27 protein-coding genes and 1 tRNA gene are annotated in these 23244 nt (G+C 60.0%); 10 read left to right on the plus strand and 18 right to left on the minus strand.

Features of this window, described 5'->3' with window-relative positions; genetic code table 11:
* Positions 1 to 203: 203 nt before the first annotated feature.
* Entirely contained in the window at positions 204 to 440 is a 237-nt protein-coding gene (locus R3C98_RS15005; RefSeq protein WP_371314886.1) for a DUF2274 domain-containing protein, read from the plus strand.
* Positions 441 to 444: 4 nt separating this feature from the next.
* Positions 445 to 753 (plus strand): DUF736 domain-containing protein, encoded by a 309-nt coding sequence (locus R3C98_RS15010; protein WP_371314887.1) that lies wholly within the window; start codon positions 445 to 447, stop codon positions 751 to 753.
* Between the two features lie 17 nt (positions 754 to 770).
* Here the strand turns inward: R3C98_RS15010 and R3C98_RS15015 are convergent, their stop codons facing one another.
* The 6 genes from R3C98_RS15015 to R3C98_RS15040 all read right to left on the minus strand — a co-directional run bounded on the left by R3C98_RS15015 (position 771) and on the right by R3C98_RS15040 (position 5641).
* Positions 771 to 1487, minus strand: a complete 717-nt coding sequence (locus R3C98_RS15015; protein WP_371314888.1) for a hypothetical protein — start codon at positions 1485 to 1487, stop codon at positions 771 to 773.
* On the minus strand, positions 1487 to 2749 hold the full coding sequence (locus R3C98_RS15020) for a type II toxin-antitoxin system HipA family toxin (protein WP_371314889.1): 1263 nt from the start codon (positions 2747 to 2749) through the stop codon (positions 1487 to 1489). Before R3C98_RS15020 ends, R3C98_RS15015 begins: the two co-directional genes overlap by 1 nt.
* Positions 2746 to 2964 (minus strand): type II toxin-antitoxin system Y4mF family antitoxin, encoded by a 219-nt coding sequence (locus tag R3C98_RS15025; protein ID WP_371314890.1) that lies wholly within the window; start codon positions 2962 to 2964, stop codon positions 2746 to 2748. Before R3C98_RS15025 ends, R3C98_RS15020 begins: the two co-directional genes overlap by 4 nt.
* Before the next feature lie 502 nt (positions 2965 to 3466).
* The gene (locus tag R3C98_RS15030; protein ID WP_371314891.1) at positions 3467 to 4876 is read right to left on the minus strand and encodes a DUF6538 domain-containing protein; all 1410 of its coding nucleotides are present in this window, start codon (positions 4874 to 4876) and stop codon (positions 3467 to 3469) included.
* Between the two features lie 127 nt (positions 4877 to 5003).
* A tRNA-Gly gene (locus R3C98_RS15035) sits at positions 5004 to 5078 on the minus strand.
* A 98-nt stretch (positions 5079 to 5176) separates the two neighbouring features.
* Positions 5177 to 5641, minus strand: a complete 465-nt coding sequence (locus R3C98_RS15040) for a winged helix-turn-helix transcriptional regulator (protein WP_371314892.1) — start codon at positions 5639 to 5641, stop codon at positions 5177 to 5179.
* Between the two features lie 81 nt (positions 5642 to 5722).
* Between R3C98_RS15040 and R3C98_RS15045 the strand changes: the two genes are divergently transcribed.
* The 3 genes from R3C98_RS15045 (at position 5723) to R3C98_RS15055 (ending at position 8762) form a co-directional block, all read left to right on the plus strand.
* Positions 5723 to 6817: an esterase-like activity of phytase family protein gene (locus R3C98_RS15045; RefSeq protein ID WP_371314893.1), complete on the plus strand. Its 1095-nt coding sequence runs from the start codon at positions 5723 to 5725 to the stop codon at positions 6815 to 6817.
* Between the two features lie 275 nt (positions 6818 to 7092).
* The gene (locus R3C98_RS15050) at positions 7093 to 7698 is read left to right on the plus strand and encodes a 5-formyltetrahydrofolate cyclo-ligase (protein WP_371314894.1); all 606 of its coding nucleotides are present in this window, start codon (positions 7093 to 7095) and stop codon (positions 7696 to 7698) included.
* A 44-nt stretch (positions 7699 to 7742) separates the two neighbouring features.
* Positions 7743 to 8762, plus strand: a complete 1020-nt coding sequence (locus R3C98_RS15055) for a family 16 glycosylhydrolase (protein WP_371314895.1) — start codon at positions 7743 to 7745, stop codon at positions 8760 to 8762.
* Between the two features lie 75 nt (positions 8763 to 8837).
* Here the strand turns inward: R3C98_RS15055 and R3C98_RS15060 are convergent, their stop codons facing one another.
* Positions 8838 to 9155, minus strand: coding sequence for a DUF1476 domain-containing protein (locus R3C98_RS15060; RefSeq protein ID WP_371314896.1), 318 nt, complete (start codon positions 9153 to 9155; stop codon positions 8838 to 8840).
* A 182-nt stretch (positions 9156 to 9337) separates the two neighbouring features.
* Here R3C98_RS15060 and purC point away from each other — a divergent pair, with 182 nt between their 5' ends.
* Together purC and purS are read left to right on the plus strand one after the other, a co-directional pair.
* Positions 9338 to 10111: a phosphoribosylaminoimidazolesuccinocarboxamide synthase gene (gene purC / locus R3C98_RS15065; protein WP_290932324.1), complete on the plus strand. Its 774-nt coding sequence runs from the start codon at positions 9338 to 9340 to the stop codon at positions 10109 to 10111.
* Positions 10112 to 10203: 92 nt separating this feature from the next.
* Entirely contained in the window at positions 10204 to 10449 is a 246-nt protein-coding gene (gene purS, locus R3C98_RS15070) for a phosphoribosylformylglycinamidine synthase subunit PurS (protein WP_371314897.1), read from the plus strand.
* 3 nt (positions 10450 to 10452) lie between these two features.
* Here the strand turns inward: purS and R3C98_RS15075 are convergent, their stop codons facing one another.
* Positions 10453 to 11022 carry a hypothetical protein gene (locus R3C98_RS15075; protein ID WP_371314898.1) on the minus strand — a complete coding sequence of 190 codons (570 nt, stop codon included), beginning with the start codon at positions 11020 to 11022 and terminating at the stop codon, positions 10453 to 10455.
* A gap of 57 nt (positions 11023 to 11079) precedes the next feature.
* Positions 11080 to 12351 carry a glycosyltransferase family 4 protein gene (locus R3C98_RS15080; protein WP_371314899.1) on the minus strand — a complete coding sequence of 424 codons (1272 nt, stop codon included), beginning with the start codon at positions 12349 to 12351 and terminating at the stop codon, positions 11080 to 11082.
* 184 nt (positions 12352 to 12535) lie between these two features.
* Between R3C98_RS15080 and R3C98_RS15085 the strand changes: the two genes are divergently transcribed.
* On the plus strand, positions 12536 to 13144 hold the full coding sequence (locus R3C98_RS15085; protein WP_371314900.1) for a TetR/AcrR family transcriptional regulator: 609 nt from the start codon (positions 12536 to 12538) through the stop codon (positions 13142 to 13144).
* A 37-nt stretch (positions 13145 to 13181) separates the two neighbouring features.
* Positions 13182 to 13988: a lysophospholipid acyltransferase family protein gene (locus tag R3C98_RS15090; RefSeq protein WP_371314901.1), complete on the plus strand. Its 807-nt coding sequence runs from the start codon at positions 13182 to 13184 to the stop codon at positions 13986 to 13988.
* Here R3C98_RS15090 and R3C98_RS15095 read toward each other — a convergent pair.
* The 8 genes from R3C98_RS15095 to R3C98_RS15130 all read right to left on the minus strand — a co-directional run bounded on the left by R3C98_RS15095 (position 13985) and on the right by R3C98_RS15130 (position 21297).
* A complete protein-coding gene (locus tag R3C98_RS15095) occupies positions 13985 to 14482 on the minus strand; it encodes a DNA-deoxyinosine glycosylase (RefSeq protein ID WP_371314902.1) in 498 nt (165 codons plus the stop codon). The genes R3C98_RS15090 and R3C98_RS15095 overlap by 4 nt on opposite strands.
* A gap of 28 nt (positions 14483 to 14510) precedes the next feature.
* Positions 14511 to 14870, minus strand: coding sequence for a HesB/IscA family protein (locus R3C98_RS15100; RefSeq protein WP_371314903.1), 360 nt, complete (start codon positions 14868 to 14870; stop codon positions 14511 to 14513).
* A 35-nt stretch (positions 14871 to 14905) separates the two neighbouring features.
* On the minus strand, positions 14906 to 15289 hold the full coding sequence (locus R3C98_RS15105) for an SUF system Fe-S cluster assembly protein (RefSeq protein WP_371314904.1): 384 nt from the start codon (positions 15287 to 15289) through the stop codon (positions 14906 to 14908).
* 9 nt (positions 15290 to 15298) lie between these two features.
* Positions 15299 to 16534: a cysteine desulfurase gene (locus R3C98_RS15110; protein ID WP_371314905.1), complete on the minus strand. Its 1236-nt coding sequence runs from the start codon at positions 16532 to 16534 to the stop codon at positions 15299 to 15301.
* Positions 16519 to 17745, minus strand: a complete 1227-nt coding sequence (locus R3C98_RS15115; protein ID WP_371314906.1) for a SufD family Fe-S cluster assembly protein — start codon at positions 17743 to 17745, stop codon at positions 16519 to 16521. Before R3C98_RS15115 ends, R3C98_RS15110 begins: the two co-directional genes overlap by 16 nt.
* Positions 17742 to 18503 carry a Fe-S cluster assembly ATPase SufC gene (gene sufC, locus R3C98_RS15120; RefSeq protein ID WP_371314907.1) on the minus strand — a complete coding sequence of 254 codons (762 nt, stop codon included), beginning with the start codon at positions 18501 to 18503 and terminating at the stop codon, positions 17742 to 17744. Before sufC ends, R3C98_RS15115 begins: the two co-directional genes overlap by 4 nt.
* An 86-nt stretch (positions 18504 to 18589) precedes the next feature.
* A complete protein-coding gene (gene sufB / locus R3C98_RS15125; protein WP_371314908.1) occupies positions 18590 to 20152 on the minus strand; it encodes a Fe-S cluster assembly protein SufB in 1563 nt (520 codons plus the stop codon).
* Positions 20152 to 21297, minus strand: a complete 1146-nt coding sequence (locus R3C98_RS15130; protein ID WP_371314909.1) for a cysteine desulfurase family protein — start codon at positions 21295 to 21297, stop codon at positions 20152 to 20154. The genes sufB and R3C98_RS15130 overlap by 1 nt, the downstream gene beginning before the upstream one ends.
* A 108-nt stretch (positions 21298 to 21405) precedes the next feature.
* Here R3C98_RS15130 and R3C98_RS15135 point away from each other — a divergent pair, with 108 nt between their 5' ends.
* A complete protein-coding gene (locus tag R3C98_RS15135; RefSeq protein ID WP_371314910.1) occupies positions 21406 to 22083 on the plus strand; it encodes an alpha/beta hydrolase in 678 nt (225 codons plus the stop codon).
* Here R3C98_RS15135 and R3C98_RS15140 read toward each other — a convergent pair.
* Positions 22080 to 23207, minus strand: coding sequence for an anhydro-N-acetylmuramic acid kinase (locus tag R3C98_RS15140; protein WP_371314911.1), 1128 nt, complete (start codon positions 23205 to 23207; stop codon positions 22080 to 22082). The two genes, R3C98_RS15135 and R3C98_RS15140, sit on opposite strands and share 4 nt — an antisense overlap.
* Between the last annotated feature and the right edge of the window lie 37 nt (positions 23208 to 23244).

Consider the following 23244-nt stretch of genomic DNA (forward strand, 5'->3'; position numbering starts at 1 on the left):
TTTGGCACGAAACCGCTCAGACCGCTTTCTGCAGGCCCTGTTCATCGGAAAATCTCCGCCGCTCAGCACCGGATCCACCGGACTATGCCGACCGACAAATCCAATATTACCACGGAAAGGAAGAAGATGATCATTAAACACGGGATAGTTCCGAAGTCGGCATATGACCTCATTCTCAGACCCCATCCACAAGGAGCCACACGATGACCCTTCGTCTCGACAAATTACCTGACCGCACGCCGGTGCGCATGAGCCTGTCGGTCGATCCTGAGCTCGCCAGCGCGCTCAGCGACTATGCCGAAATTTACCGCCAGACCTATGGCGCGGAGGAAAAGCCCGAAGCGCTGATCCCCGCCATGATCGAAAGCTTCCTGGCGTCCGACGCCGGGTTCAAGCGGGCGCGCCGCGCCCTTCATTCCAACGCCAGCAAAGGAGACTGACCCCATGGCACAGATCGGCACGTTCACCCTGAAGGATGGCAGCTATACCGGCACCATCCGCACCATGACCATCAATGTCAAAGCTCAGCTTGTTCCCAATAGTGACAAGGCCTCAGACGGCGCCCCAGACTTCCGGCTCTATGCCGGCGGCGCTGAACTCGGCGCGGCCTGGCGCCAGGAAAGCAAGGATGGCGAGACACCTTACCTCGCGGTCAAGCTGGATGACCCAAGCTTCACCAGTCCCATGCGCGCAGCATTCTTCGAGAACGAGAAGGACGGCACCGGCGTCATGGTGTGGAACCGTGCGAAATGATTAGCCGCCGCGTGCTATCAATTTGGTTGGGGCCCATGAACGCGCATACTGTCGGAAGGCAGTGACAGCGCTGCATGCCAGAGCGACGATTTCTGGACGCGCCTATCTCCTGCGCTGTCCTCGGATTCCTGCATCAAGCCAGCCCACACAAGCGGGCGTATGACGTTCACATACAGCGATGAAGGTCGGTAGTCCCATTGCATTGGAGATGGACCGAGCAATTGTACGGTCAGGTCTTTGACAGAAACCCAGTCATCTGCCGCAAGATTAAGCATGTCGAGATAGTCATACAATTCACCCGGAATCTCCGAGCGCCCGCGCCCCATCGCGGCATGATCGATGTCGAACAAGAACCTTGGAACAATTTCATTGAAAGCGCGGCTGGGATTGCCGATGAGTAACCGTCCGATCTTTGTCGGTCTGAGTTGCCTCTTGACGTGACGAGCATGCTTTGTTTCGAGCAAGAGCTGATGGATCACCCACAGCGGAAACAAGTCCTCCTCATTGAGCACTTTGTTCACACGATACAGCTCGTCGACTGTGTAACCGGGCCAGTCGAAAGTCTCAGCCGCCCAATCGACATGCACTCGCTTGAGCGCACGCCCAGGCGTCAGTCCAAGACCGCCACTCTTGTCGGCATGCTCAAGCAGCGCGATCGCGCAGTTGGAGAGTCGCGCCAGCCTGATATTGGGCGAACCAGTTTCGATATTGCGTAACGGTGACTCGGTATCCATCAGGACTCGAACCGATCCAGAAGTAACTTCGCTCGCTCTGTCACAATGGCGCATATCTCATTCAGCCGCTGTTGCCGATCATTCGGCAACACAAGCGCGACCGCAACTCCATCCGATTGCCCAATGATGGCCTCTGCGATTTCTCCCATCCGCTTGCGGACAAATGGCGCGCGTATCTCGATGTCCTTCGCAAACTTGTCGAGATCGGCGGAATAAATCTCTTCCAGCGTCCGGCGTCCGCCGATCTTCATGGCGAAGCGCTGGCTGAGGTCCGGATAGGCGATGGTGGAGAGAAGATCATAGAGCGGTGCGAGCTGCGTTCGGTCAGGCAGATAGAGCAGGCTGAAATTCTTCGCATGGGCATCGGCATTGCCGATGATCGCGTTGAACAGGGCTGCATCCAGTAGCTTGAGAGCTTCAGCCGCAGGCCGGGTTGTCACTCGCCGCACGAGCGCAAAACAGTCCCGAAAGACCGGCCCGCCATCGCTTGCGTATTTGCGCGCAGAGGTGAAACCGAGGGCCTGGCAGAAATCCTCCTGATGGAGACGAACGGTCTTACCGTTCTCGCCGACCTTTCGGTCATAGCGTTCGATCAGCAGGAAACGCTTGTCGCCAACGGTCCGATACTGAACTTCGGCCACATCAAGCCCGATGGCGCGGGCGAGCCGCATGCAGAAGGCCTCGTTCTCGGCGGTGCCGTCAAACCGGGCGATTTCCGGCTTGAGGATATGTGTTGTTGGCTGCCCCGGTGCGGGCAGCGCGATCTGGCCATTTCTATAGATCACAGGCAGTTTCGACTGCGCGCCAGCGAGCGAAAGCCGCAATCCGTCCTCGCCGCCCGCCAGCATGGGTCGCGTGGGTAACCGGTCGATCAGCGCGACCAGCTCATCATCGCTCAGAATTCGGGACGTGCCTAATGGGCTGGATAAGGAGGGCTCGAACCCCTCCGGCCACACTTCGATCGCGCCCGCGACCTCGCCGCCAATCTCTTCCAGGAGGCGGAATTCATTTCGCTCGGAGATGCCGAGTGCCTGCGCAATCGCGGTGCGCTGCGACGCCTCAGGCAAAAGACCCTCGAAGAAAGGGAGGGTTGCCCGCCGGTCGAAGGGTTCGGGCTTTAGCGGCAATGAGGCTGATACTGGCCTCGCATTCGCCATAGCGAGCCAGTCAGCTGCATAAGTGAACTCAGGTTCGCCGTACTGGTTCAGCGCAAGCTCGCCCACCCGCACGCAATTCCACCAGACGATCAGCCGCCGCGTCACGCAGCATCCCCGTCAGGCAAGGTAAGCGAAACGTCGATACCAAGCGCCGCCAGAACGGCCAGCGTCTTGCCAATCTGGGCCGTTTCCTTGCCGGCTTCCAGCTCGATCAGAAAGCGCACGCCGACATTGGCCGCCGCCGCAAGCTCGTCCTGCCGGAGGCCCTGCGCCTTGCGTGCGGCGCGTATGGTGGTTCCGATGTCTGTAGTCGTAATCATGGCAATCTTCCTGAACGGGAAGATATACAATCGAAGCGACGGTGTCAAGAAAAATGTTCCCGAACGGGAAGAAGAAGGCAAGTTAGGCCTGCTTTGGGTAATTTATCCCCGTTCGGGAATTTTATGAACGGGTTCTGTGTTTGACGAAACCCGATTCTGTATCCCCACAGTGTACAAACGCGCCCGCTTTCAAAAGACCGCTCAAAATTTGCAGCATGCGCCGCATGCGCGTTCGGTCATCTTCCGAACCCTTGCAAAGTCATGTCGATCGCCCGGCGCATTCACGAGGTTCCGAGGTGGCGGCACTTGCGGTCCTGTCTGATCATGTCGAGCATGACGGTTTCGACGGAAGACCTTGAGCGAGCGCGCGCCCTCGCGGCGCGGATCGTTGCTGAGTTCGGCGACAGGTTTCTGCCGCTATTCGAAGTCCTCGACGCAGACTTCGAGCGCCGCAGGTCACTCACCGAAAAAATCGACCGTGTTCAGACGCTCTCGGCCCAAACTAGGCCGCGCGCGCTGCGTCGAAGTCTGCGAACAAATCCGTTGGCACAGGGTGCGCAATCTTCATCAGCTCATCACGACGATAGCTCAACGAGCCGCCATCCCCATATTTAGGCCGGTCATGCTTGTGCCCCATCAGGAGACAGCGCAAAGCGTAGTCGATGTTGGCCTCCTGCATCCGCTTCTCGAAGGAATGCCTGAACGAGTAGATGACATGATCCGCTGTCGGGAAGAGCTCGCGGCGGCGGAAGGCCGCGCTCATCGCTGCAGAGAAGGAATTGGATTTGTCGACATAACGCGGAAATCCGCCCGGCGCGCGTTTGGCTGCTTCAAGTGCGACACCGACCAGAGGGATTTCGCGGATCGAGGTCTCGGTCTTGGTCTCCCGGTCGTCCCGCGCCCGGATGGCGATGTGCGGGACCTTTGCTTTCAGAACAATATCCTCCGACCGCAGGTTGATGATCTCGCTTGGGCGGCATCCGGTTTCGATCAGCATGAAGGTGACGAGATGAAGCTCCTCGGTCAGGCCATCGAGCGCGCCGCGGATAAGGATCTTCTGGCGCACCCAGGCATCCGGAAACGCCGGGATGACCGTCCGCGACTTGCCCTTGAAGTTCATGTTGCGGAACGGGTTCTGGCGATCCTCTTCGCCCATGTATCGAAAATACTCGGCGTAGAGCTTGCGGATGTCGCTGAAGTGCCGCGCCGCGGTTTTCGGTTTCTTCGGTTTTTCGTCTGGATCGTCCGGCGAAAGCTGCTGGTTCCACCAGTCGAAATAGGCCTGCGCATGCTCGCGTGTGATCTCGGCGATAGGCAGGTCGCCAATCACTTCGACAAAATATCGAAGCGACCGATCCTTCGTGGCGTGCCAGAGCTTTTTCTGAGCCGGTGACTTGCTGCGCAACTCGCCAAGCGCGATCTTCGTCTTGTAGATATCCATCGCTTCCGAAACAGTCGTTTTCGGCTCGCTGACGCCGCCCAGGACGGCATTCACCACAGCTTCGTTCAGACGTCCGTCCGATGCGGTCTGCTGCTCGACAGTGAGTAGGCGCCTGACGATATCCTCAATCTGGGATGGATCAGCGAGCTGGTCCACGGGGCGATAGGTGTAGCCCGCCGCCATCGCGCGCGCCTTGGCGATTTCATAGCGTTTGCGCGCATGGGCCGTGTCCATGGCTTGCCCGGCTTTTTCCAGGTCAAGCGAGAGCTTGAGTTGGGCCCAATAGGCGTCATCCGCTTCGACAAGTTCATCCCGGCGCATTCGGGCGATGTCGGGCGATTGCGTGCTGAGCGCGAGGCGGATCGTCTGGCTCTCATAGAAGGGTTGAACCCGACGCGGAATGTGCCGGTAGTAGTAGTACCATCCCGCCCGCTGGCGGAGGTATCGATCACCATCGAGAGGTCGGGCCATGGCATTTTATGGCCCAAATTCTAGCAATATTCTAGCCCAAAAATTGCACGAAAAAGATTCGAATGCGCAGAGAAAGCAAGTAATTCCTTGCTTTTCAATGACTTATGAAGTTTTGAGAAAAGAAATCTGGAGCGGGCGATGAGATTCGAACTCACGACCCCAACCTTGGCAAGGTTGTGCTCTACCCCTGAGCTACGCCCGCGTCCTGATAGGGTATGCGGCAACCGGGGCTGCCGAGAGGCGTGATTAAGCGCATAGCGGACGGCTTTGCAAGGCCGAATTTCGGTGCCACTGCACAAATCATCCGCGGAGGACGGGGCGGATTTGATCAGGGCGTACTTCTCGCCCCTCAATATCCACAAAAGCCGCACGGATCGCCGATTTGGAGCCCGCTTTCGTAAAGCTGATCGGCGGCGTTTCCCCCTGCCCGAGCCATGCGTCACCCCACTGGGTCAGGCCAATCAGAATCGGCCGCAACGACAGCCCCATCGGGGACAGTACATATTCAGGGCGCGAGCGCTTTCCCGGAGATTTGTAGGCGCGCTTGGTCAGAAGGCCATCCTCGACAAGCTTTTTGAGGCGTCCCGACAAAACCGTCCGCGGGCAGCCGAGCTCTGCCTGGAAATCGTCGAAGCGGCGGACCCCGTAAAGAGCGGCGCGCAAGATAAGCAGCGTCCAGCGGTCGCCCACGGCATCAATCGCTTTGGCGAGGTTGCAAGCATCCGGCTGAACCGGAGAACGGCGGGCGAGAGGAATTTGCGTCATGCATCACATCTGTATGGGTTCGCAATTGAAATCCAGACTTCTTCGCGAAGCCTTCATGTTTCTGCCGCATCGTCCTGAAAGATGCTTGCTGAAACCGAGAGTCAGACATTGCGCCCATCCTTCCACTTCGCCTCACTGATCCTGCTCGCAACCTGCACCGCCACACCGGATGTGCCGGCAGCGCCGAAACTCGACATGCCAGATGCCGGAGCGGCCTGGACGCTCGAAACGGTTGCCAGCGAGCTGGCAGAGGCCTCATGTCCCGCCGGGACCAGCTATGCCTCGTTTACCCCGCTTGCCTTTTCGGCCACTCCGATAGCTCTCGGCCCGGCGGACGATGTTGCCAGCCGGATTCCCGATGGGGCGTCTTTTATAGGTGGCTGGGAACTGACAGCAGACAATTCGAGTTTTGGCGGCCTGTCCGATCTGGCTCTGGACGGTGACGGCAACCTGCTTGCTGTGGTGGACGACGGGGCGTTTGTCCAGATTGGCCTCGAGGGCGGCGCTCCTGACGGAACCGGTCAGCTTGCTTACATGCTGGGAGACGACGGAAACCTGCTCCAAGGCAAATCATTGGGTGATGCTGAGGGCCTGGCAGTCCGGAATGGTCTGGCTATAGTCAGTTTCGAGCGCACGCATCGCATTTCTGCGTTCAATCTTGATGCCTGCGGCGCAGCAGCGCGTGAGGCCACTGTCAGCCTGCTCCCAGACACGTATGCAGGTCGCATGATCGACAAGAACCGTGGGGCTGAAGCTCTTACAGTCACGCCGGAAGGCAATATCCTCTTTGGGTACGAAACTGTCGAAAATGGCCATTCGCCAATCGGGGCAGTCGCGGGGCTTGAACAAGCCGGCTGGACGGATGAGCGGGCGCCGAATCCCGCTGGTTATGCCTTTGTCGGCTTCGACACCGCACGCATAGGAGCCGCCGATCAGACCTTCTGGCTGTTCCGCAGTTATGACCCCATCCGCGGCAACCGCAATGTGTTGAGTTGGCAAGGCGGAAAAAAGGAAATCGTCCTCACACGCCCGCTGGCAGTCGACAATTATGAGGGCATCACCGTTCAGGACATCGGAAACGGGATTGCCCGCGTCTGGATCGTGTCCGATGACAATTTCAATCCTCAGCAGCGCACACTCCTGCTGGCTTTCGACATTGCAGTCGCGTCAGAATAAACCCGCTTACATTCCGGCGCATTCGCGCCTACATCTGGTTTCGCACAAGGGCTGTGGCGCTCGCGACGGGACTGATCTCCGGCGACCTTACTTACCGTCAGGGAGCTGGCAATCTGGATGGGGCCGTGGCCCTGTCTCACCTGGCACCCACCTAGTCTCTAGGTTGACGGGAGTGAATATGCCCTGCGGCGTTCGCGGTTCTTGTGCGCACTTCAGGCTCGTCAACCGTTCAAGAGGACGTGACGCCCCGCCCGGAGGTGTCTAAGGCTGGCAGCATGACCTCTCCTCCGCCCGACAAGATCCAGCTCCGGCATAGGATGCGCACCATTCGCGCTGAAGCCGCTGCGCGCGATCCCGATGCTGCAGAGAAGATTGCCGATATGTTTCCGATGAAACTGCTCGAGCGGTATGGGCCGGTCGTATCCGGCTACGTCGCGATCAATGAGGAACTGGACCCGATGCCGCTTATGAAGCGGTTGGCAGACGCCGGGGCTGAGCTGTGCCTGCCTCGCATGTTGCCTGGCGGCGGGGTTTCCTGGCGCCTGTGGAGCTTCGGAGAGCCGCTTGAGCGGCGTCCATTCGGCCTCAGCGAACCGACCGAAGACGCCCCCGAAGCGCACCCAACGCTGATCCTGACGCCGCTCCTGGCCTTCGACGCGAAAGGGAACCGCCTCGGTTACGGTAAAGGCCACTATGATCAGGCGCTGGAAACGTTAAGATCTGACGGGCGGGCTTTCGCCTGCGCTGTGGCTTACGCGGCACAGCAAATCGATGAGGTTCCTGCCGAGCCACACGACCAGCCGCTTGATTGGGCAATCACACCAGCCGGCTCAATTCCGCTGTTTATGATGCGCAATATGGCGGCTTTGAAACAGGGCTAATGGCCCGTTTCTTGCGATGGCCCGAATTGAGATCGGACCATCAAATGGCAACAGATATTTCAGATCGCAGCCTGAAGAATTTCTTGCAGGACTGGCAGCCCGGCACTGTCGTGGCCGTGGTTGTGCTGGCATTTACCATCTGCATTGCCATTTTTTCGGCACTCCAGCCTCACTCGGAAAAGCCGATCGGCACTGCCAATCGGCTTCCTGCGCCGCGGGTCGCAGACATGGCCCCTGTGATTCCCTGGACGCCTGATGGTGTGGTAAATAGAAAGGAGACGCTTCCAGCGCGACGGGAAGGTCCCTATACCCTGATGCCGGACGCACCTTTGCTGGAATCCGCCGGGGGCTTCGTCTCCTTACTCGGAAACGGACTGTCGAAAACGCAATTCTATATTTCCGAACATAGCAATGACAAAAGCTTCCAGGGGGGCGACTGGGTTCGGGAAAACGTATCTGAGGGTCCGGACGGTTTGCGTCTCGATGTGACCGCAACAGGTGACCCGGAGAAACCCTATGCACTCGCTGAAGTGCAGAGGCTCGGTTCCTACGGCTATGGGCGTTATGAAACGATCATGCGGCCCGCAAAGGGCTCGGGCCTGGTTTCAGCCTTCTTCACCTATACCGGTCCATATTTCGGCGATCCGCACGACGAGATCGACATTGAATTCGTGGGAAAGAATCCCAGTTTCGTCGAACTCAACTATTTCCATAAGGGTGAAACTGGCCACAGCGCGCGTATCAAGCTTCCCTTCGACGCTACGGAAGAAGATCACCTGTATGCCTTCGATTGGAAACCGGAAGGCATCAGCTGGTATGTCGATGGCAAACTGATCTACCAAACGCCACCGAACGATCCCAAGCTGCCTAAAAGTGCCGGTCGGCTTATGATCAGCAATTGGACAGGCAAGAAGCAACTTCAACAATGGCACGGCGTACCGGACTTCGGCGACCGTGGATCAGCTTACTATTCCTGTATTTCGTTCACGCCCCTCGGTGAGAATACCCGCCGTTGTTCAGATGTCTTCCAATCAGGGACGAAATTTCCACCATCGGCCGAATAAATACGCATAAAGCGACGACGCCGCTCGATGTAGACCGGCGCCGCACTTTCTGAGCGTAAAATCAGTACTCAGGTATCAGTCAATGACCTGCGAACGGGCTTCCGGGAGGAGAACGGCCATCTGCTCGCGAATCTCCGCGTCAGTCGTGCCCGTCTTGGCCTGGTCGAGGTCTGCGCGCACCTTGCGGAAGACATCTTCTTCACCAGCTTCTTCCAGGTCAGACAAGACCACCGTTTTCGAATAGGCTTCAGCATCATCTTCGCTCATGCCCATCAAGCCGGCGGCCCAAAGGCCCAGTAGTTTGTTGCGCCGGTTCATGACTTTGAACTGTTGCTCCTCGGTGAGCGCAAACCGCGCTTCTTCCGCGCGCTCCCGATCGTTGAATGTGCTCATCACAGGACCTTTCCAATAAGTAGACCTTGGCGGGATATAGAGTCCCCAGCAAGGTGTGTGCAATAATTGTTTCCCGCGACGGATTGGCGTAACAGGAGCCGCTAGCGAAGGGGCTGTGGCGATTCCAGCCGGATGAAGCCGTCCCGGCCCCCGAAAAAGGGGCCCATGAAAGGGGTGTATCCATGAACAAACGGCGTGTCGTGTATGAAGGCAAGGCCAAGATCCTCTATGAGGGTCCGGAACCAGGCACCCTTATCCAGTATTTCAAGGATGACACGACGGCGTTCGACGCCCAGAAGCGCGCTGTTCTTGATGGCAAGGGCGTCCTGAACAACCGCATCAGCGAATTCATGATGACCCGCCTGGCGGGTGTCGGCATCCCGACCCACTTCATTCGCCGCCTCAACATGCGCGAACAGCTGATCAAGAAAGTCGAGATTATTCCGCTGGAAGTCGTCGTGCGCAATGTCGCGGCTGGCTCGCTCGCGAAACGCCTCGGAATCGAGGAAGGCCAGGTCCTGCCCCGCCCGATCGTCGAGTTCTACTACAAGGACGACGCGCTACACGACCCGCTGGTGACCGAGGAACATATCGCGGCCTTCGGTTGGGCCGGGCCGCAGGAATATGATGACCTGATTTCCCTCGCCCTGCGTGTGAACGACTTCATGTCTGGCCTGTTCGCTGCTGTGGGTATCCGCCTCATCGACTTCAAATTGGAGTTTGGTCGCTATTTCGAAGGCGACGCCGAGATCCCGCGGATCCTGCTGGCTGACGAGATCAGCCCCGACTCCTGCCGCCTGTGGGATTTTGAAACCGGTGACAAGCTGGACAAGGACCGCTTCCGCCGCGACCTCGGCGGTGTAACGGAAGCCTATGCCGAAGTCGCGCGCCGGCTCGGCATCATCAAGGAATCCGGTGAAACGGATAATGTCGTCAGCTTCAATAGCGGCAAATAATCCCGGCATCCTCGGTGCCGCTGGGAATGTTCCAATCGACAGGCAATTGCGCTAGACGAAGCGCGACTCGTACCCCGCCAGGAGACTACAGGATGAAAGCCATTGTTCACGTTGCCCTGAAGAACGGCGTGCTCGACCCTCAAGGCAAGGCGGTCGCCGACACACTGGCGCGCATGGGTTACAAGGAAGTGGAAAGCGCCCGCATCGGCAAGGTCATCGAGCTGGACCTCGAGGACGGTCTTAGCGAAGCGGACGCCAATACTCGCGTCAAAGAGATGTGCGAAAAACTGCTCGCCAATACGGTGATCGAAAGCTACCGCATCGACTTGCAGGCCTAGGGCCTATTCTTTCGCCTGTTTCACATACCGGCCGACAAACGAATCGGACCATTCGCCCGTGTCGGTTGATTGCTGGCGGAAGTGCTGTGTAACCGATCCGTCATCGTTCGGAGTCCACTCACCGGTGAAGGGCGCAACAGCGCCAGTTCCCTGAGCGTGGATTTCCCCCTCCAGACGCATCACCCCCTCCTCGGTCAGCCCGCCCGAATAATCAATGATCGATCCCGCACTCACCCAAAGCTGTCGCCACTGTCCTGTGCCCGGATCGTAGAAATTATAGCTCTGCCCGGTACCGCCTCCAGTATTGGTCCAGTGTTCGATTAGCAGACAGCCTGACTCCGCAGATGTGATCGAGTTGGTACCAACGAGATTGCCCGCCGGATCATAGACATCCCAATTGCCAAGCCAGAAGTCGAAGGCATGATATATTTCATCCTGGCAAGGAGGTGGCGGAGGCGCGGGGGGCGTTGCGACGGTCTGCGAGGCGCTGCCTTGACCAGCCTCGACCGAGCCAGCCGGTACCGCCATGCAGGCGGCCGTAAACAGAAGCGGTACAATCAGCGAAACTTTCATCGGGCTTCCTCCTGTGAATTTTCACAAAATAAGCCCGACTTTCCACCGCAGCGCAAATCACGTCACGCTGGGCGATGCGCCTTGAAACAGGAAATCTGCGGATTCAGGGGACGATTGGTCGAGAACCGGATCGCATACCGCCGGAGACCGGACATCTTCGCCTGCAACGCGTTCGTATAGACTATCCCACCGGTTGGCGGCCATCTCAGCACTGAACATCGACTCCGCTGTAAGCCGTGCATTGGAACGCATGGTCTGAAGCAGTTCCGGTTTGCCGATGACAGTCTTCAGGTATTCGATGCTTTGTTGAGCCAGGTCTTCAATCGTGTCCCTGAAATGCTGGGCATAGGCCGGCGTATGCCGCAAGTTGGTATGCGGCCGAACCCAGTGGCCTATGTCTGTGCGTTCGAGTTCCAACAGATAGCCGTTGCGGCCGGGAACGATGAATTCCGGCAAGGCACAAACCGCCGTGCCGATCACAGGCGTGTACTCGGCCATGGATTCGATAGCTGAGAAGCCAAAAGTGTCTTCAAAAGTCGGCAGAAGCGAGAAATGCGATTTCCCCATCAATTCACGTGCTTCTGCATTTGGCAGGCCGCGATGATGCGTAACATTCGGTAGTTCCAACAAACGAAAATAGGGCTCGAAGAAATCCTCTTCGGTCGGGTCGCACCAGACGCTCTCACCGGCCTGCAGCGACGAAATGATGTTTACGTGAACCGGCAACCCCTGTTCCAGAGCCAATTCGGCAATCCGTACGGCAACGCATCCGCCTTTCCGGCCAAAATGCCCACCAAGAAAGGTGAGAACGAGCGAAGAAGCGTCATCTCCGGCCAGACGGTCACCCGCTTCCCCAAGCTCTACATTTGGGTGCTGCACCATCATTTTCGCGCGGATGATGTCGTATGTCGGTTTGCCTTCGTGCATTGCGAGCGTGGTGCGCTTTGCAAAATGGGACATGCCGACCAATCGACGGCACCGGTTGGACGTAATTTCATGCAGCATCAAACGGTCAAACATACCATCTTCCGGCAACCCGATCCGTCGCGGCATATGGCTTTCGAACGAACAGATCATCCGGCGCGAACCGAGCGGTATCCGGTTGTGGGCATGGACGACATCTGCGCCGGGCAGCATGGGCACGTAGGTGAAACCATCCAACTCCCGGCGTAACTTGTTGAAAGGTATGAATAATTGGCGCTGCACATCGTGCCGCGAGGAACGCGGGCTCATAAACAGGCTTTGGTACCGGTCCTTCAGGACAGCCACACGTAATGGTTTTCTGCGGGTCACATGTTCTCCAGCCACCGCTACCACCTGTTGGTTCACGCCCAATCTCCTGTCGCCAGCCACGCTGGCCTAGCGCGCTTTTAAGATTATTGCTGCGACATCAAGCAAATAGGAGGCCAAATCGTAGTTTCCGCCAGAAAAACAAGCACATAATAGTTAGTGATCACTCACTTGCTTTTGTCGGGATTCTGTACTAATCCACAATGCGAAACGGAGACTCTTTATGGCAAGAAATGCAGCCACTTCCAAATCGGCAGAGAAAAAGCCCCGCGCCCGTAATGCACGCCCGAAGATCGAACGCGCCGCCTTGAAATTGTTTGTGCATGAAGGTGTGGACGCAGCAACTACGCGCGAGATCGCCGAAAAAGCCGGCGTTTCTGAAGGTGCACTCTATCGACACTACAGGGGCAAGGACGAACTGGCACTAAGCCTGTTCATGGAGACCCACAATCGCCTTGGCACGATGATGCAAACCGCCTTGTCGGGTCCTGGCACCCTCGAGGAGAAAGTACACGCGGCTGTGAAGGCATATTGCGAACTGGCGGATGAAGACTTCCTCTTGTTCTCATTTCACCTCGTCTCGCTGAACCGATACCTGCCCCATGACAAGCGCCGGGAAGATGATCCGGTATCGATCACAGAGCAGATCATTGACGCACTGATGAAAGACGGCATCGTTCCAAAAGGGGATCCAGCTCTGAAGGCTGCCATGGCTCTCGGCGTGGTGATGCAAGCCGGTCACAACAAGATCTACAACCGCCTGCCCGGCCCGCTGTCCCAGCATGCCGATGCAATGGCGCGGGCGGTGGTCGCAGTTCTCAGATCTGCCTGAGCACGGACAATCCACAGACAAGTCAAGGAGACACGCCATGCGCGGTACCCTGTTCACCCTCGTCTACTACATTCTTTCAGTTCTTTATGTGCTTGCGTCAGTTCCATTCCTGATCCTGCCCGGTCATACGCCTGTGCGATGGATCATCCGCAGCTATACCCGGGCCATCAATCTGAGCCTTCGATATATCTGCGGCATCCGAAAAGAAGTCCGAGGCCGGAGTAATGTACCTGACGGCGCCTTTATTGTTGCGGGCAAGCACCAGAGTTGGGGTGACGGATATCTTGTCTATCCCGAGATCGACAAATTGGCTTTCGTCACGGGTGACCACCTTGAAAAGTTCCCATTGGTCGGCGGCATCCTTCGGAAGCTGGGGGCCATCGTGATCGACACCTGCGGCGGTGGTGAGCGCAAAGCCGCTTCGCTCCGTGAAGGTATGGAAAGTGCGAAAAAGGAAGGGCAGCGTATTCTGATCTATCCGGAGGGCCATCTCGCCCCGGTCGATTACCACTTCCGCTACAAACCCGGTGTCTGGCATATGGCGCAGGCCATGCAGGCGCCCGTCATTCCGGTGGCTACGAATATCGGCGTATACTGGCAGCAACAGGAAAAGGAAAAGCGTCCCGGGACCGCCATCATCGAATTCCTCGATCCCATCCCTTGGAATCTACCGAAAGACGAGTTCATGGAACGCCTCACCGAAGTGGTGGAACAGCGTACGGCTGAACTGGTCGCCGAAGGCCGCGGCACCCCCGTCAAACGCGCGATACTTATCCCCGACCCTCCGAAAGGAATGGAAGCCAGCCCGACAATGTCGGACCTCACCGCATTCAAGAAAGCCTAGTCGGCGGGGTCCAGCAGCGCCGCCCGCCAAAGCTCGCACTTCCGGGGCAAGCTCAATGCGGCGTATGCGGGACTGGTAGACGGCAACAATGTCGCCACCGCTCCAAACGGAGCATGCGCCCCGGCGTACTTCCGGAAGCTCTTGGCAGCCTTGCCGCCGTTCAGTCCCACCCTGCGGATCTGCGGATGATCAGCGAAGAAAGCCGCGAAATCGTTAGGGACTTCGGCCTTGATGTTGGCGTCCAGGCTACCTTCCCGGCGGCAGAATTTCAGGACATCCCAGACGGCAACACCATTGGCTGTCAGAATTGCCTTACGCTCTGCATAAGGCTTTTCCGGACCTGCCCCGAACAACTCACCCATGATCGGCCAAAAGGCGTTCCGCGCATGTGCGTAGTACTGCCCCGCTTCCAGGGAGGCGACGCCTGGCATACTCCCGAGAATGAGGATTTGCGCATCGGGCGCCGAAATCGGATCGAAGCCCCGTATGATCACCGCTCAGCGTCCGTTGGCAGGGCGAGGGTCACGCCTCCGCGGCCGGGACGATCGTCACGCTCTCACCGCAACCGCAGGCATCGGTCTGGTTCGGATTGTTGAACACGAACTTCTCGTGGAGCGGCGTCATCTCGAAATCCACTTCGCTGCCGAGCAGGAATAGGACGGCCTTCGCGTCGATCAGGATGGTGACGCCATTGTCCTCAACCACCTCATCGAGAGGCTCAGGCGCCATGGCATAGTCCATGACGTATTCCATTCCGGCGCAGCCACCATTCTTCACGCCGACGCGCAGGTAACCTGCGCCGCGTTCCTCCATGATCTCCTTCACACGCGCCGCAGCGGCGTCGGAGAGTTTTACGGGTTTGGGTCTGGGTCGTCTGGCCATGAGGGAAAGATAGGGGCGCGCCCCTTTCCGTTCAATTACAGCATGTTCAAAGCGAGGCGGGCTTCGTCGGACATGCGCGACGGATCCCATGGCGGATCGAAGGTCAGCTGGACCTCGACATCCTTCACGCCTTCAACCGTGCGGGCGGCGGTTTCCACCCAGCCCGGCATGTCGCCAGCCACAGGGCAGCCGGGCGCGGTAAGTGTCATTTCGATATCGACCTTTCGATCGTCATCGATATCGACCTTGTAGATCAGGCCAAGTTCGTAGATGTCGACCGGAATTTCCGGGTCGTACACGGTCTTGAACGAAGCGATCAGATCGTCGGTGATCCGGTTCAGCTCATCCTGCGGAATCGCTGAAGGTACTGCAGTTTCCGCAGCTGCATCGACGTCTCGGGAGGTCATGTCATCGGCCATCTGAGCCACCTATACCAGCATTTTCCGGGCCTTGGCGAGCGCCTCTATGAAGGCGTCGACTTCGGCCAGGGTGTTGTAGATGGCGAAGGAGGCGCGGGCTGTCGAGGGGACTCCGAGATGTTCCATCAGCGGTTGGGCGCAATGGTGCCCGGCCCGGATCGCGACGCCGTAGCGGTCCAAAATCTGAGCAATATCATGGGGATGCGCGCCTTCGAGGCTGAAAGTGAGCACCGCGCCCTTGCCCGGCGCTTCGCCATGGATGCGCAGTCCGTTGATGCCGCGAAGCCCTTCTACGGCATGACTATACAGGACCATCTCATGTGCATGGACGGCTTCTGACGGATGACTACGCATCCAGGTCAGGGCTGCGCCAAGACCAATCGCTTCCAGGATCGGCGGCGTGCCGGCCTCGAACTTGTGCGGCGCCGTGTTGTAGGTGACCCGGTCGCGGGTGACGATTTCGATCATCTCGCCGCCGCCCTGATACGGCCGCGCCCGGTCCAGCGCCTCGGCCGTGCCGTAGAGCACGCCGATACCCGTCGGCCCGTACAGCTTGTGGCCGGTCATCACATACCAGTCGACACCCAGCGCCTGCACATCCACCGGGATGTGCACGGCGGCCTGACTTCCGTCGGCCAGCACCTGCGCGCCGGCGTCATGCGCCAAGCGCACGACCTCCGCCATGTCGGTCACCGTGCCAAGCACGTTCGACATATGGGTCATCGCCACGAATTTCGTTTTCGGCCCGATCGCTTCGGCCAGCTCGTCCATGTCGAGGGCGCCATCGTCCGTCAGGCCGACCCAGCGCAGCACGGCGCCGTGGCGCTCGCGCAGGAAGTGCCAGGGGATGATGTTGGAGTGGTGCTCCATCACCGACAGGACGATCTCATCACCGGGCTTGATCTCGCCCGCCAGCGCCGAGGCGACGAGGTTGATCCCCTCGGTCGAGCCCTTGGTGAAAATGATATTCTCTACCGCTGGCGCGTTCAGGAATGCCCGTGCTGCCTCCCGTGCGCCCTCATAGGCTTCGGTCGCCTCGTTCGACAGCGTGTGGATGCCCCGGTGCACATTGGCATAGGCAGTGCGCGACTGGTTCGCGACCGCGTCGATCACCGCATTCGGCTTCTGCGCGCTGGCCGCATTGTCCAGATAGACCAGCGGGTGGCCGTTCACCTCTCGGCTGAGGATCGGGAATTCCGCGCGGATGGCGTCGATATCCAGAACACTGCTCATCGTGCCAGCCATGCCCGTGCCTGCTCCCGCAGGACATCTTCCAGCTCACCCGCCTCTTCCAGCGCCTCGGCGATGAAGGCCTCAGTCAACAGCGCGCGCGCCTCTTCCTCGGCGATGCCGCGCTGGCGCATGTAGAACATCTGGTTTGCATCCAACGCACCGGACGTGTTGCCGTGCGCGCACTCCACATCGTCGGCGTAGATCTCAAGCTCGGGCTTGGCGAAGACCTCGGCGCCCTCCTCCAGCAGCAGTGCGTTGTGCTGCATGTCCGCATCGGTCTTCTGGCCGACATTGCGGGGCACGAAGAACTTGCCCTGATAGACGCCGCGTCCGCCATCCAGCACCGCGCCCTTGGTCAGCTGGCGCGTGCCGCAGGACGGCGCGCCATGGCGCACTTCCGTCGTGATGTCGGCATGATGGCCGGCCGCGCAGAGATAAGCCGCGTTCAGCGTCGCCTTCGCGCCAGTCTCCTGATGGGTCAGCCGGGTTTCAAGACGGGCAAGCTTGCTGCCGAAGGCCAGCGTGGTCTGGCGATAGTCGGCGCCTTCGTCGAGCTGCACCGCCGCCGTCGCCGCCAGCACGTCCGTCTTGCCGGAACGCTGGTAGACCGTGCGCGAAAACTCCGCACCCGCCTGCAGCGAGAACTCCATCAGCGAGGCCGTGAAGCCGGCACCGCCCAGATAGGATTCGCTGATCGCGAGCTTTGCGCCGGGACGCAGGATGATCTGCACTCGCGCGAAGTTCGCTTCGCCTGCGCCAGAAAACCGGAAATGAAGCCGCGGCAGGTCCTGCCCCGTCACTTCGATCATCAGCGTACCGGGCTTGGTCTTGCCGCCTGCCAGCGCTGCTGCGAGCGCACCGAGCGGCATCTCTTCCGAAGCGCCGAAAGCCTGCGCCTCCGGCTTGGCCAACACGCGGATACCTTCCGGCAGGTCTTCCGGCCAGGTGAACCCGGTGGGCGTAAAGCTGAATACCAGTGCGCCATCGGTCGGCAGCGGGTCTTCGCTCGGGCCGGGATCGGCAGGTGTCTCGATTACGGGAAGCGCCGCCTTGAAATCCGTCCAGCGCCAGCCCTCGACGCGGCGGTGCGGCAGGCCGCCCTTGGCAAAGGCCTCAAACGCCCGTTCGCGGCGCGCGTCTTCCGGCAGCATGCCATAGCGCGCGATGAGCTCCAGCTCAGCTGCGTTGGGATTGGCAATCAGGTCGCGCAGCGCGGTGGTCACACCGCTTCTCCCAGAACGCCTTCATAGCCTTCGGCTTCCAGGCGGAGGGCCAGGTCAGGACCACCGGTCTTGATGATGCGGCCAGCGGACAGGACATGCACCTTGTCCGGTTTGATATAATCCAGCAGGCGCTGATAGTGGGTGATCACCAGCATGCCCCGATCCGGGCTGCGCATGGCGTTCACACCTTCGGCGACCGTCTTCAGCGCGTCGATATCGAGGCCGGAATCGGTCTCGTCGAGGATCAGGAAGGACGGCTCCAGCATCATCATCTGATAGATTTCGAGCCGCTTCTTCTCGCCACCGGAAAAGCCGACATTGACCGGGCGCTTCAGCATCTCGGCGTCCAGCTTCAGCTGTTTCGCGATCTCGCGGGATTTCTTGATGAAGTCCGGCGCGGAAATCTCTTCTTCCCCACGCAGCTTGCGCTGGGAGTTCATGGCCGTGCGCACGAAGGTCATCACCGGCACGCCGGGGATCTCAACGGGGTACTGGAAGGACAGGAACATGCCCTTGGCGGCGCGCTCTTCGGGCTCCATCTCCAGGATGTCTTCGCCGTTCAGCGTGGCGCTGCCGCCTGTCACCTCATAGCCACTCCGGCCGGTGAGGACATAGGACAAGGTCGACTTGCCGGCGCCGTTCGGGCCCATGATGGCGTGCACCTCACCGGCGGGCACCTCAAGGGTCAGCCCGTTGATGATCTGCTTGGCCTCTTCGGCCTCGCCCACAGTGGCGGTCAGGTTCTCAATCTTCAACATGGGGCCGATGTAGGGCCGACTGAGGCTAAGGGAAAGCCCTTAGGTCAGGAATGGGGTGCTCAGAAAAGCTATTTCAGGGGCCAGTTTTAGCCGACACTGCCTTCCAGGCTCACTTCGAGCAGTTTCTGGGCTTCCACGGCGAACTCCATGGGCAGCTCCTGAAGCACTTCGCGGACGAAGCCATTGACCAGCAGGGCCACCGCCTGCTCCTCGCCGAGGCCGCGCTGGCGGGCGTAGAAAAGCTGGTCTTCGGAAAGCTTGGTCGTCGTCGCCTCATGCTCCAGCTGCGCGTCGGCGCGCCGGTTCTCGACATAAGGCACCGTGTGGGCACCGCAGCGGCCGCCGATCAGAAGGCTGTCGCATTGGGTGAAGTTGCGGGCCTTTTCGGCGCGCTTGTTGATCGAGACCAGGCCGCGATAGGTGTTGTCGGACTTGCCGGCCGAAATGCCCTTGGAAATGATCCGGCTTTTCGTGCGCTTGCCGAGGTGGATCATCTTGGTGCCGGTGTCGGCCTGCTGGCGGCCATTGGTGACGGCGATAGAGTAGAACTCACCCACACTGTCGTCGCCGCGCAGGATGCAGGATGGGTATTTCCAGGTGACGGCCGAGCCGGTTTCCACCTGCGTCCAGCTGATCTTGGAGCGGGGGCCGCGGCAATCGCCGCGCTTGGTCACGAAATTGTAGATGCCGCCCTTGCCGTTCTCGTCGCCCGGCCACCAGTTCTGGACGGTGGAGTATTTGATCTCGGCATCGTCCAGCGCGACCAGTTCCACTACGGCGGCGTGAAGCTGGTTTTCATCGCGCATCGGCGCGGTGCAGCCTTCGAGATAGGAAACATAGGCGCCTTCGTCGCAGACAATCAGTGTCCGTTCGAACTGCCCGGTATTTTCCGCATTCATGCGGAAATAGGTCGACAGCTCCATCGGGCAGCGTACGCCCTTCGGTACATAGACGAACGTGCCGTCAGAGAAGACCGCGCTGTTCAGTGTGGCAAAATAATTGTCAGACTGCGGAACGACGCTTCCAAGATACTTCTTCACCAGCTCCGGATGCTCTCGCACAGCCTCGGAAATCGACATGAAGATGACGCCGGCCTTCTCCAGTTCCTTGCGGAACGTCGTGGCGACGGACACGGAGTCGAACACGGCATCGACGGCGACACGCGGCGCCTCGCGCGCGGTGGCAGCGGTTTCGGCCGCGCCTTTCACGCCCAGCAGCACTTCGGCTTCGCGCAGCGGGATGCCGAGCTTTTCGTAGGTCTCGAGGATTTCCTTCGGGACGTCGTCGATCGACTCATACTTCGCACCGGATTTCGGCGCGGCGTAGTAATAGTATTCCTGGTAATCGATCGGCTCGTAGCGGACCTTGGCCCAGGTCGGCTCCTCCATGGTCAGCCAGCGGCGATAAGCGGCGAGGCGCCACTCCAGCAGCCATTCCGGCTCTTCCTTCTTGGCCGAGATGAAGCGGATCGTATCTTCCGACAGGCCTTTCGGCGAATATTCGGTCTCGATCTCGGTGGAGAAACCAGCGGAATAGTTCTCGGACTCGAGCGCCTTTGCAGCCTCGACGGTTTTCGCGTCAATGCCTTCCTTGACCGTCACTTCCGTGCAGTCGTCTTCGTGCTCGTCAGTTCCGCCGCAGCAGTCCATTACGCCTTTTCCTTCGCGATGATGCGCTCGGCCGCCTTCAGCCACGCATCGGCGACGCCGTCAAAGTCTGACGGCAGTGTACTCCATCCAAAGCTGGTGCGGATTGCCGATTCTGCAAGGTCATCGTCTGCGCCCATGGCCATCAGGACGAGGCTGCGCTTGACCTTGCCGGAGGAGCAGGCCGAGCCCGCGGAGATGCACACACCGGCCAGATCCATGGCCATGACCTGCGTTTCCGCCGGAAAACCGGGCTTCGCGAAATTAGAGACGCCCGCGAGTCGCGGCGAGCCTTTGCCTGTTACGATCACACCGCCTTCGGCCTCAAGACGCGCTTCCATGGCATCCCGGAGCGGACCGAGGGCCTGGTATTTCGGCAGGTCGCGCATGGCCGCTTCAATCGCTGCGGCGAAGCCCGCTATGGCGGCAACGTTTTCGGTGCCGGAGCGCAGCCCCCGTTCCTGCCCCCCGCCATACTGGACGGCCTTCAGTGGTGCTCCGGCCCGATGCCAGAGAGCACCCGCCCCCTGCGGTCCGCCGATCTTGTGGGCGCTGAGGGCGAGGTAGTCCACGCCCAGCAGGCCGACATTTACCGGCACTTTGCCGAGCCCCTGGACCGCATCGCAGATTGTCAGCCCGCCCGCTTCCCGCACAAGAGCAGCCGCAGCCGCGACCGGTTGAATGATACCCGTCTCATTGTTGGCGAGCATCAGGCACAGCACCGGCGTGCCTTTGGCGGCATGGTCCCATGACTTCAGGCGGCTTGCGAGGTCTTCCAGGTCTACCGTCCCGGCGGAGGTGAGATAGGCCGTTTCCATCACGGCGCCGGAATGGGCCGCTGCCTTACCGATGGCCTCATGCTCAAGCGCAGAGACGATCAGCGTGCATTCTCCGCCGAGGCCCGCAACGGCGCCATTCACGGCAAGGCTGTCAGCTTCCGTCCCGCCGGAGGTGAACACGATGTCTTCAGACCGGCTGCCGATAGCTCCGCCGAGGACCGTACGCGCCCGCTCCACAACGCCCCGCGCCGCCCGGCCAGCCGTATGTACGGAGGACGGGTTAACTGCCCCCATGTCATAGACGGCGAGCATCGCTTCGCGCGCTTCCGGGCGCAGCGGACTGGTCGCATTGTGGTCGGCGTAGATCATGGGCCCCATATAGGCCCTTATGTCTAACGACGCACCTGCAGAAAAATTTGCTTTTCAGTGCGCGTTTGGCTTATCACCCCGCGCTTAAACCGAAATTCCGAGGATGCCATGGCAGAACTCATCATTCCGGGCCCTCAGGGCCGTATTGAAGCGCGTTACACAGAGCCGCCGTATGAAGGCGCCCCGATCGCGCTAATCCTCCATCCCCACCCGAAAGCCGGTGGCACGATGCAGGACCCGATCTCGATCATGCTGTATCAGATGTTCGAAAAGCACGGTTTCGGCGTCCTGCGCTACAATTCCCGCGGTGTCGGCCGTAGCCAGGGCCAGTACGATCAGGGCATCGGCGAACTCGAAGATGCCGCCTATGTCCTTGATTATATTGAGAACCTGTCCGAAAGCCCGCGCTATGTCTGGTGTGCCGGCTACTCTTTCGGTGCCTGGATCACGCTTCAGCTGCTGATGCGCCGCCCGGAGATCGACGGCTTCCTCGCCATCTCCCCGCCGGCAAACCATTACGATCTGTCCTTCCTGGCGCCCTGCCCGGCCTCCGGCCTGATCGTATCCGGCGACAATGATTCCGTCTCCTCACCGGAAGACGTCGAACGCGCCCTCACCAAGGTGCGTGTCCAGAAGGGCGAGGAAATCGAGCGGACCACGGTGAGAGGCGCGAACCACTTCTACCAGGATCGCCGTGAAGAGCTGATCGGCACCTGCGAGGAATACCTTCTGCGCCGCCTTGCCGCCGCCGAAGAGAAACTGCGTCTCGAAGCTGAAGGCGACTAATCCAGCACGATTCCGCCCGTCATTGGCTTCGGCACGCCCGTCGTGCCGGGCCAACTGACCGGCAGGCCACGCGCCGTTCGTGCAGCGAGATAAGCGAAGGCTTCGGCCTCGATACTGTCGCCGCGCCATCCGGCTGCTTCCGCGCTCAGCACTTCGCAGGGCAATGCCCGGGCCAGCGCATCCATAAGTGCCGGATTGTGCCGCCCACCGCCGCACGCGATGACACGCGACGGGATTTCCGGCAGCTGTGCGACACCAGCCGCCACAGCACGCGCCGAAAACTCCGTCAGGGTCGCCGCGCCATCTTCCACGGACATGCCGGTGACCATGGCAGCGGAGAAATCATAGCGGTCCAGCGATTTGGGCGGCGCCTCGCCAAACCAGTCATGCTGCAGCAATTGCTTCAGAAGCGGCTCATCTGCGGTTCCTGCTTTTGCCAGCGCGCCACCAAAATCATGGGTGCCGTGCCCATGCCCCTCGACCCATTCATCGATCGGGCCATTGGCCGGGCCCGTGTCGAAGGCGATCAGCGTGCCGTCGGCGAGTTTTGCCGTGATGTTCGCGACACCGCCAAGGTTCAGGACGCAGGCGGCTCCATCGCCCAGCCGCTGCAACAGGGCCGAATGATAAGCCGGAGCGAGCGGCGCGCCCTGTCCGCCGGCCGCCACATCAGCTGTCCGGAAGTCACAGGCGAGCGGCACGCCGAGCGCGGTTCGCATGGCCGGGGCATCGATCAACTGTATCGTTGCCCCAGGTTTGCCTGGCATGGGCCGGCGGTGCAGGACGGTCTGGCCGTGCACGCCGGCGAGCACAGGCCCCGGGCCCGTCCAGCCTGACAGGAGCTGCTGCATCGTCTCGGCATGCGTGTGGGTGATGACCGCTTTCGCCGCTTCGAACGCCTCATCCGGCTGAGGACCGGTCCAGTTCCAGACGCGGGCTGCGTCCGTCGCGACCTGCAGGATCCGGCGCTCTTCGGGCAGGTATTTGCGCTCAGCCGTGGCGCCAAATTCCAGCACGCGCTCGCCATCGGTCAGTATCAGGGCCGCATCCACCGCATCCAGAGAGGTGCCCGACATGAAGCCAGCCACCCATTTTGCCTCGGAATCTGATATCGCGGTGTTCAAGCGGCTCCCTTTCCGTGCTACGCGCCCTGCCTTCACG

Origin of the sequence: Hyphomonas sp. (assembly GCF_041398465.1) — a bacterium.
Lineage (GTDB): Bacteria > Pseudomonadota > Alphaproteobacteria > Caulobacterales > Hyphomonadaceae > Hyphomonas.

What these genes read in the sequence shown, in the direction of transcription:
- R3C98_RS15105 (WP_371314904.1), bottom strand. Translation starts at nt 15,289, where the DNA reads ATGGCCGATGACATGACCTCCCGAGACGTCGATGCAGCTGCGGAAACT.
- sufC (WP_371314907.1), bottom strand. Translation starts at nt 18,503, where the DNA reads ATGTTGAAGATTGAGAACCTGACCGCCACTGTGGGCGAGGCCGAAGAG.
- R3C98_RS15030 (WP_371314891.1), bottom strand. Translation starts at nt 4,876, where the DNA reads ATGGCCCGACCTCTCGATGGTGATCGATACCTCCGCCAGCGGGCGGGA.
- R3C98_RS15075 (WP_371314898.1), bottom strand. Translation starts at nt 11,022, where the DNA reads ATGAAAGTTTCGCTGATTGTACCGCTTCTGTTTACGGCCGCCTGCATG.
- purC (WP_290932324.1), top strand. Translation starts at nt 9,338, where the DNA reads ATGAACAAACGGCGTGTCGTGTATGAAGGCAAGGCCAAGATCCTCTAT.
- purS (WP_371314897.1), top strand. Translation starts at nt 10,204, where the DNA reads ATGAAAGCCATTGTTCACGTTGCCCTGAAGAACGGCGTGCTCGACCCT.
- R3C98_RS15045 (WP_371314893.1), top strand. Translation starts at nt 5,723, where the DNA reads ATGCTTGCTGAAACCGAGAGTCAGACATTGCGCCCATCCTTCCACTTC.
- R3C98_RS15055 (WP_371314895.1), top strand. Translation starts at nt 7,743, where the DNA reads ATGGCAACAGATATTTCAGATCGCAGCCTGAAGAATTTCTTGCAGGAC.
- sufB (WP_371314908.1), bottom strand. Translation starts at nt 20,152, where the DNA reads ATGGACTGCTGCGGCGGAACTGACGAGCACGAAGACGACTGCACGGAA.
- R3C98_RS15005 (WP_371314886.1), top strand. Translation starts at nt 204, where the DNA reads ATGACCCTTCGTCTCGACAAATTACCTGACCGCACGCCGGTGCGCATG.
- R3C98_RS15130 (WP_371314909.1), bottom strand. Translation starts at nt 21,297, where the DNA reads ATGATCTACGCCGACCACAATGCGACCAGTCCGCTGCGCCCGGAAGCG.
- R3C98_RS15090 (WP_371314901.1), top strand. Translation starts at nt 13,182, where the DNA reads ATGCGCGGTACCCTGTTCACCCTCGTCTACTACATTCTTTCAGTTCTT.
- R3C98_RS15040 (WP_371314892.1), bottom strand. Translation starts at nt 5,641, where the DNA reads ATGACGCAAATTCCTCTCGCCCGCCGTTCTCCGGTTCAGCCGGATGCT.
- R3C98_RS15010 (WP_371314887.1), top strand. Translation starts at nt 445, where the DNA reads ATGGCACAGATCGGCACGTTCACCCTGAAGGATGGCAGCTATACCGGC.
- R3C98_RS15085 (WP_371314900.1), top strand. Translation starts at nt 12,536, where the DNA reads ATGGCAAGAAATGCAGCCACTTCCAAATCGGCAGAGAAAAAGCCCCGC.
- R3C98_RS15025 (WP_371314890.1), bottom strand. Translation starts at nt 2,964, where the DNA reads ATGATTACGACTACAGACATCGGAACCACCATACGCGCCGCACGCAAG.
- R3C98_RS15100 (WP_371314903.1), bottom strand. Translation starts at nt 14,870, where the DNA reads ATGGCCAGACGACCCAGACCCAAACCCGTAAAACTCTCCGACGCCGCT.
- R3C98_RS15050 (WP_371314894.1), top strand. Translation starts at nt 7,093, where the DNA reads ATGACCTCTCCTCCGCCCGACAAGATCCAGCTCCGGCATAGGATGCGC.
- R3C98_RS15060 (WP_371314896.1), bottom strand. Translation starts at nt 9,155, where the DNA reads ATGAGCACATTCAACGATCGGGAGCGCGCGGAAGAAGCGCGGTTTGCG.
- R3C98_RS15135 (WP_371314910.1), top strand. Translation starts at nt 21,406, where the DNA reads ATGGCAGAACTCATCATTCCGGGCCCTCAGGGCCGTATTGAAGCGCGT.
- R3C98_RS15015 (WP_371314888.1), bottom strand. Translation starts at nt 1,487, where the DNA reads ATGGATACCGAGTCACCGTTACGCAATATCGAAACTGGTTCGCCCAAT.
- R3C98_RS15110 (WP_371314905.1), bottom strand. Translation starts at nt 16,534, where the DNA reads ATGGCTGGCACGATGAGCAGTGTTCTGGATATCGACGCCATCCGCGCG.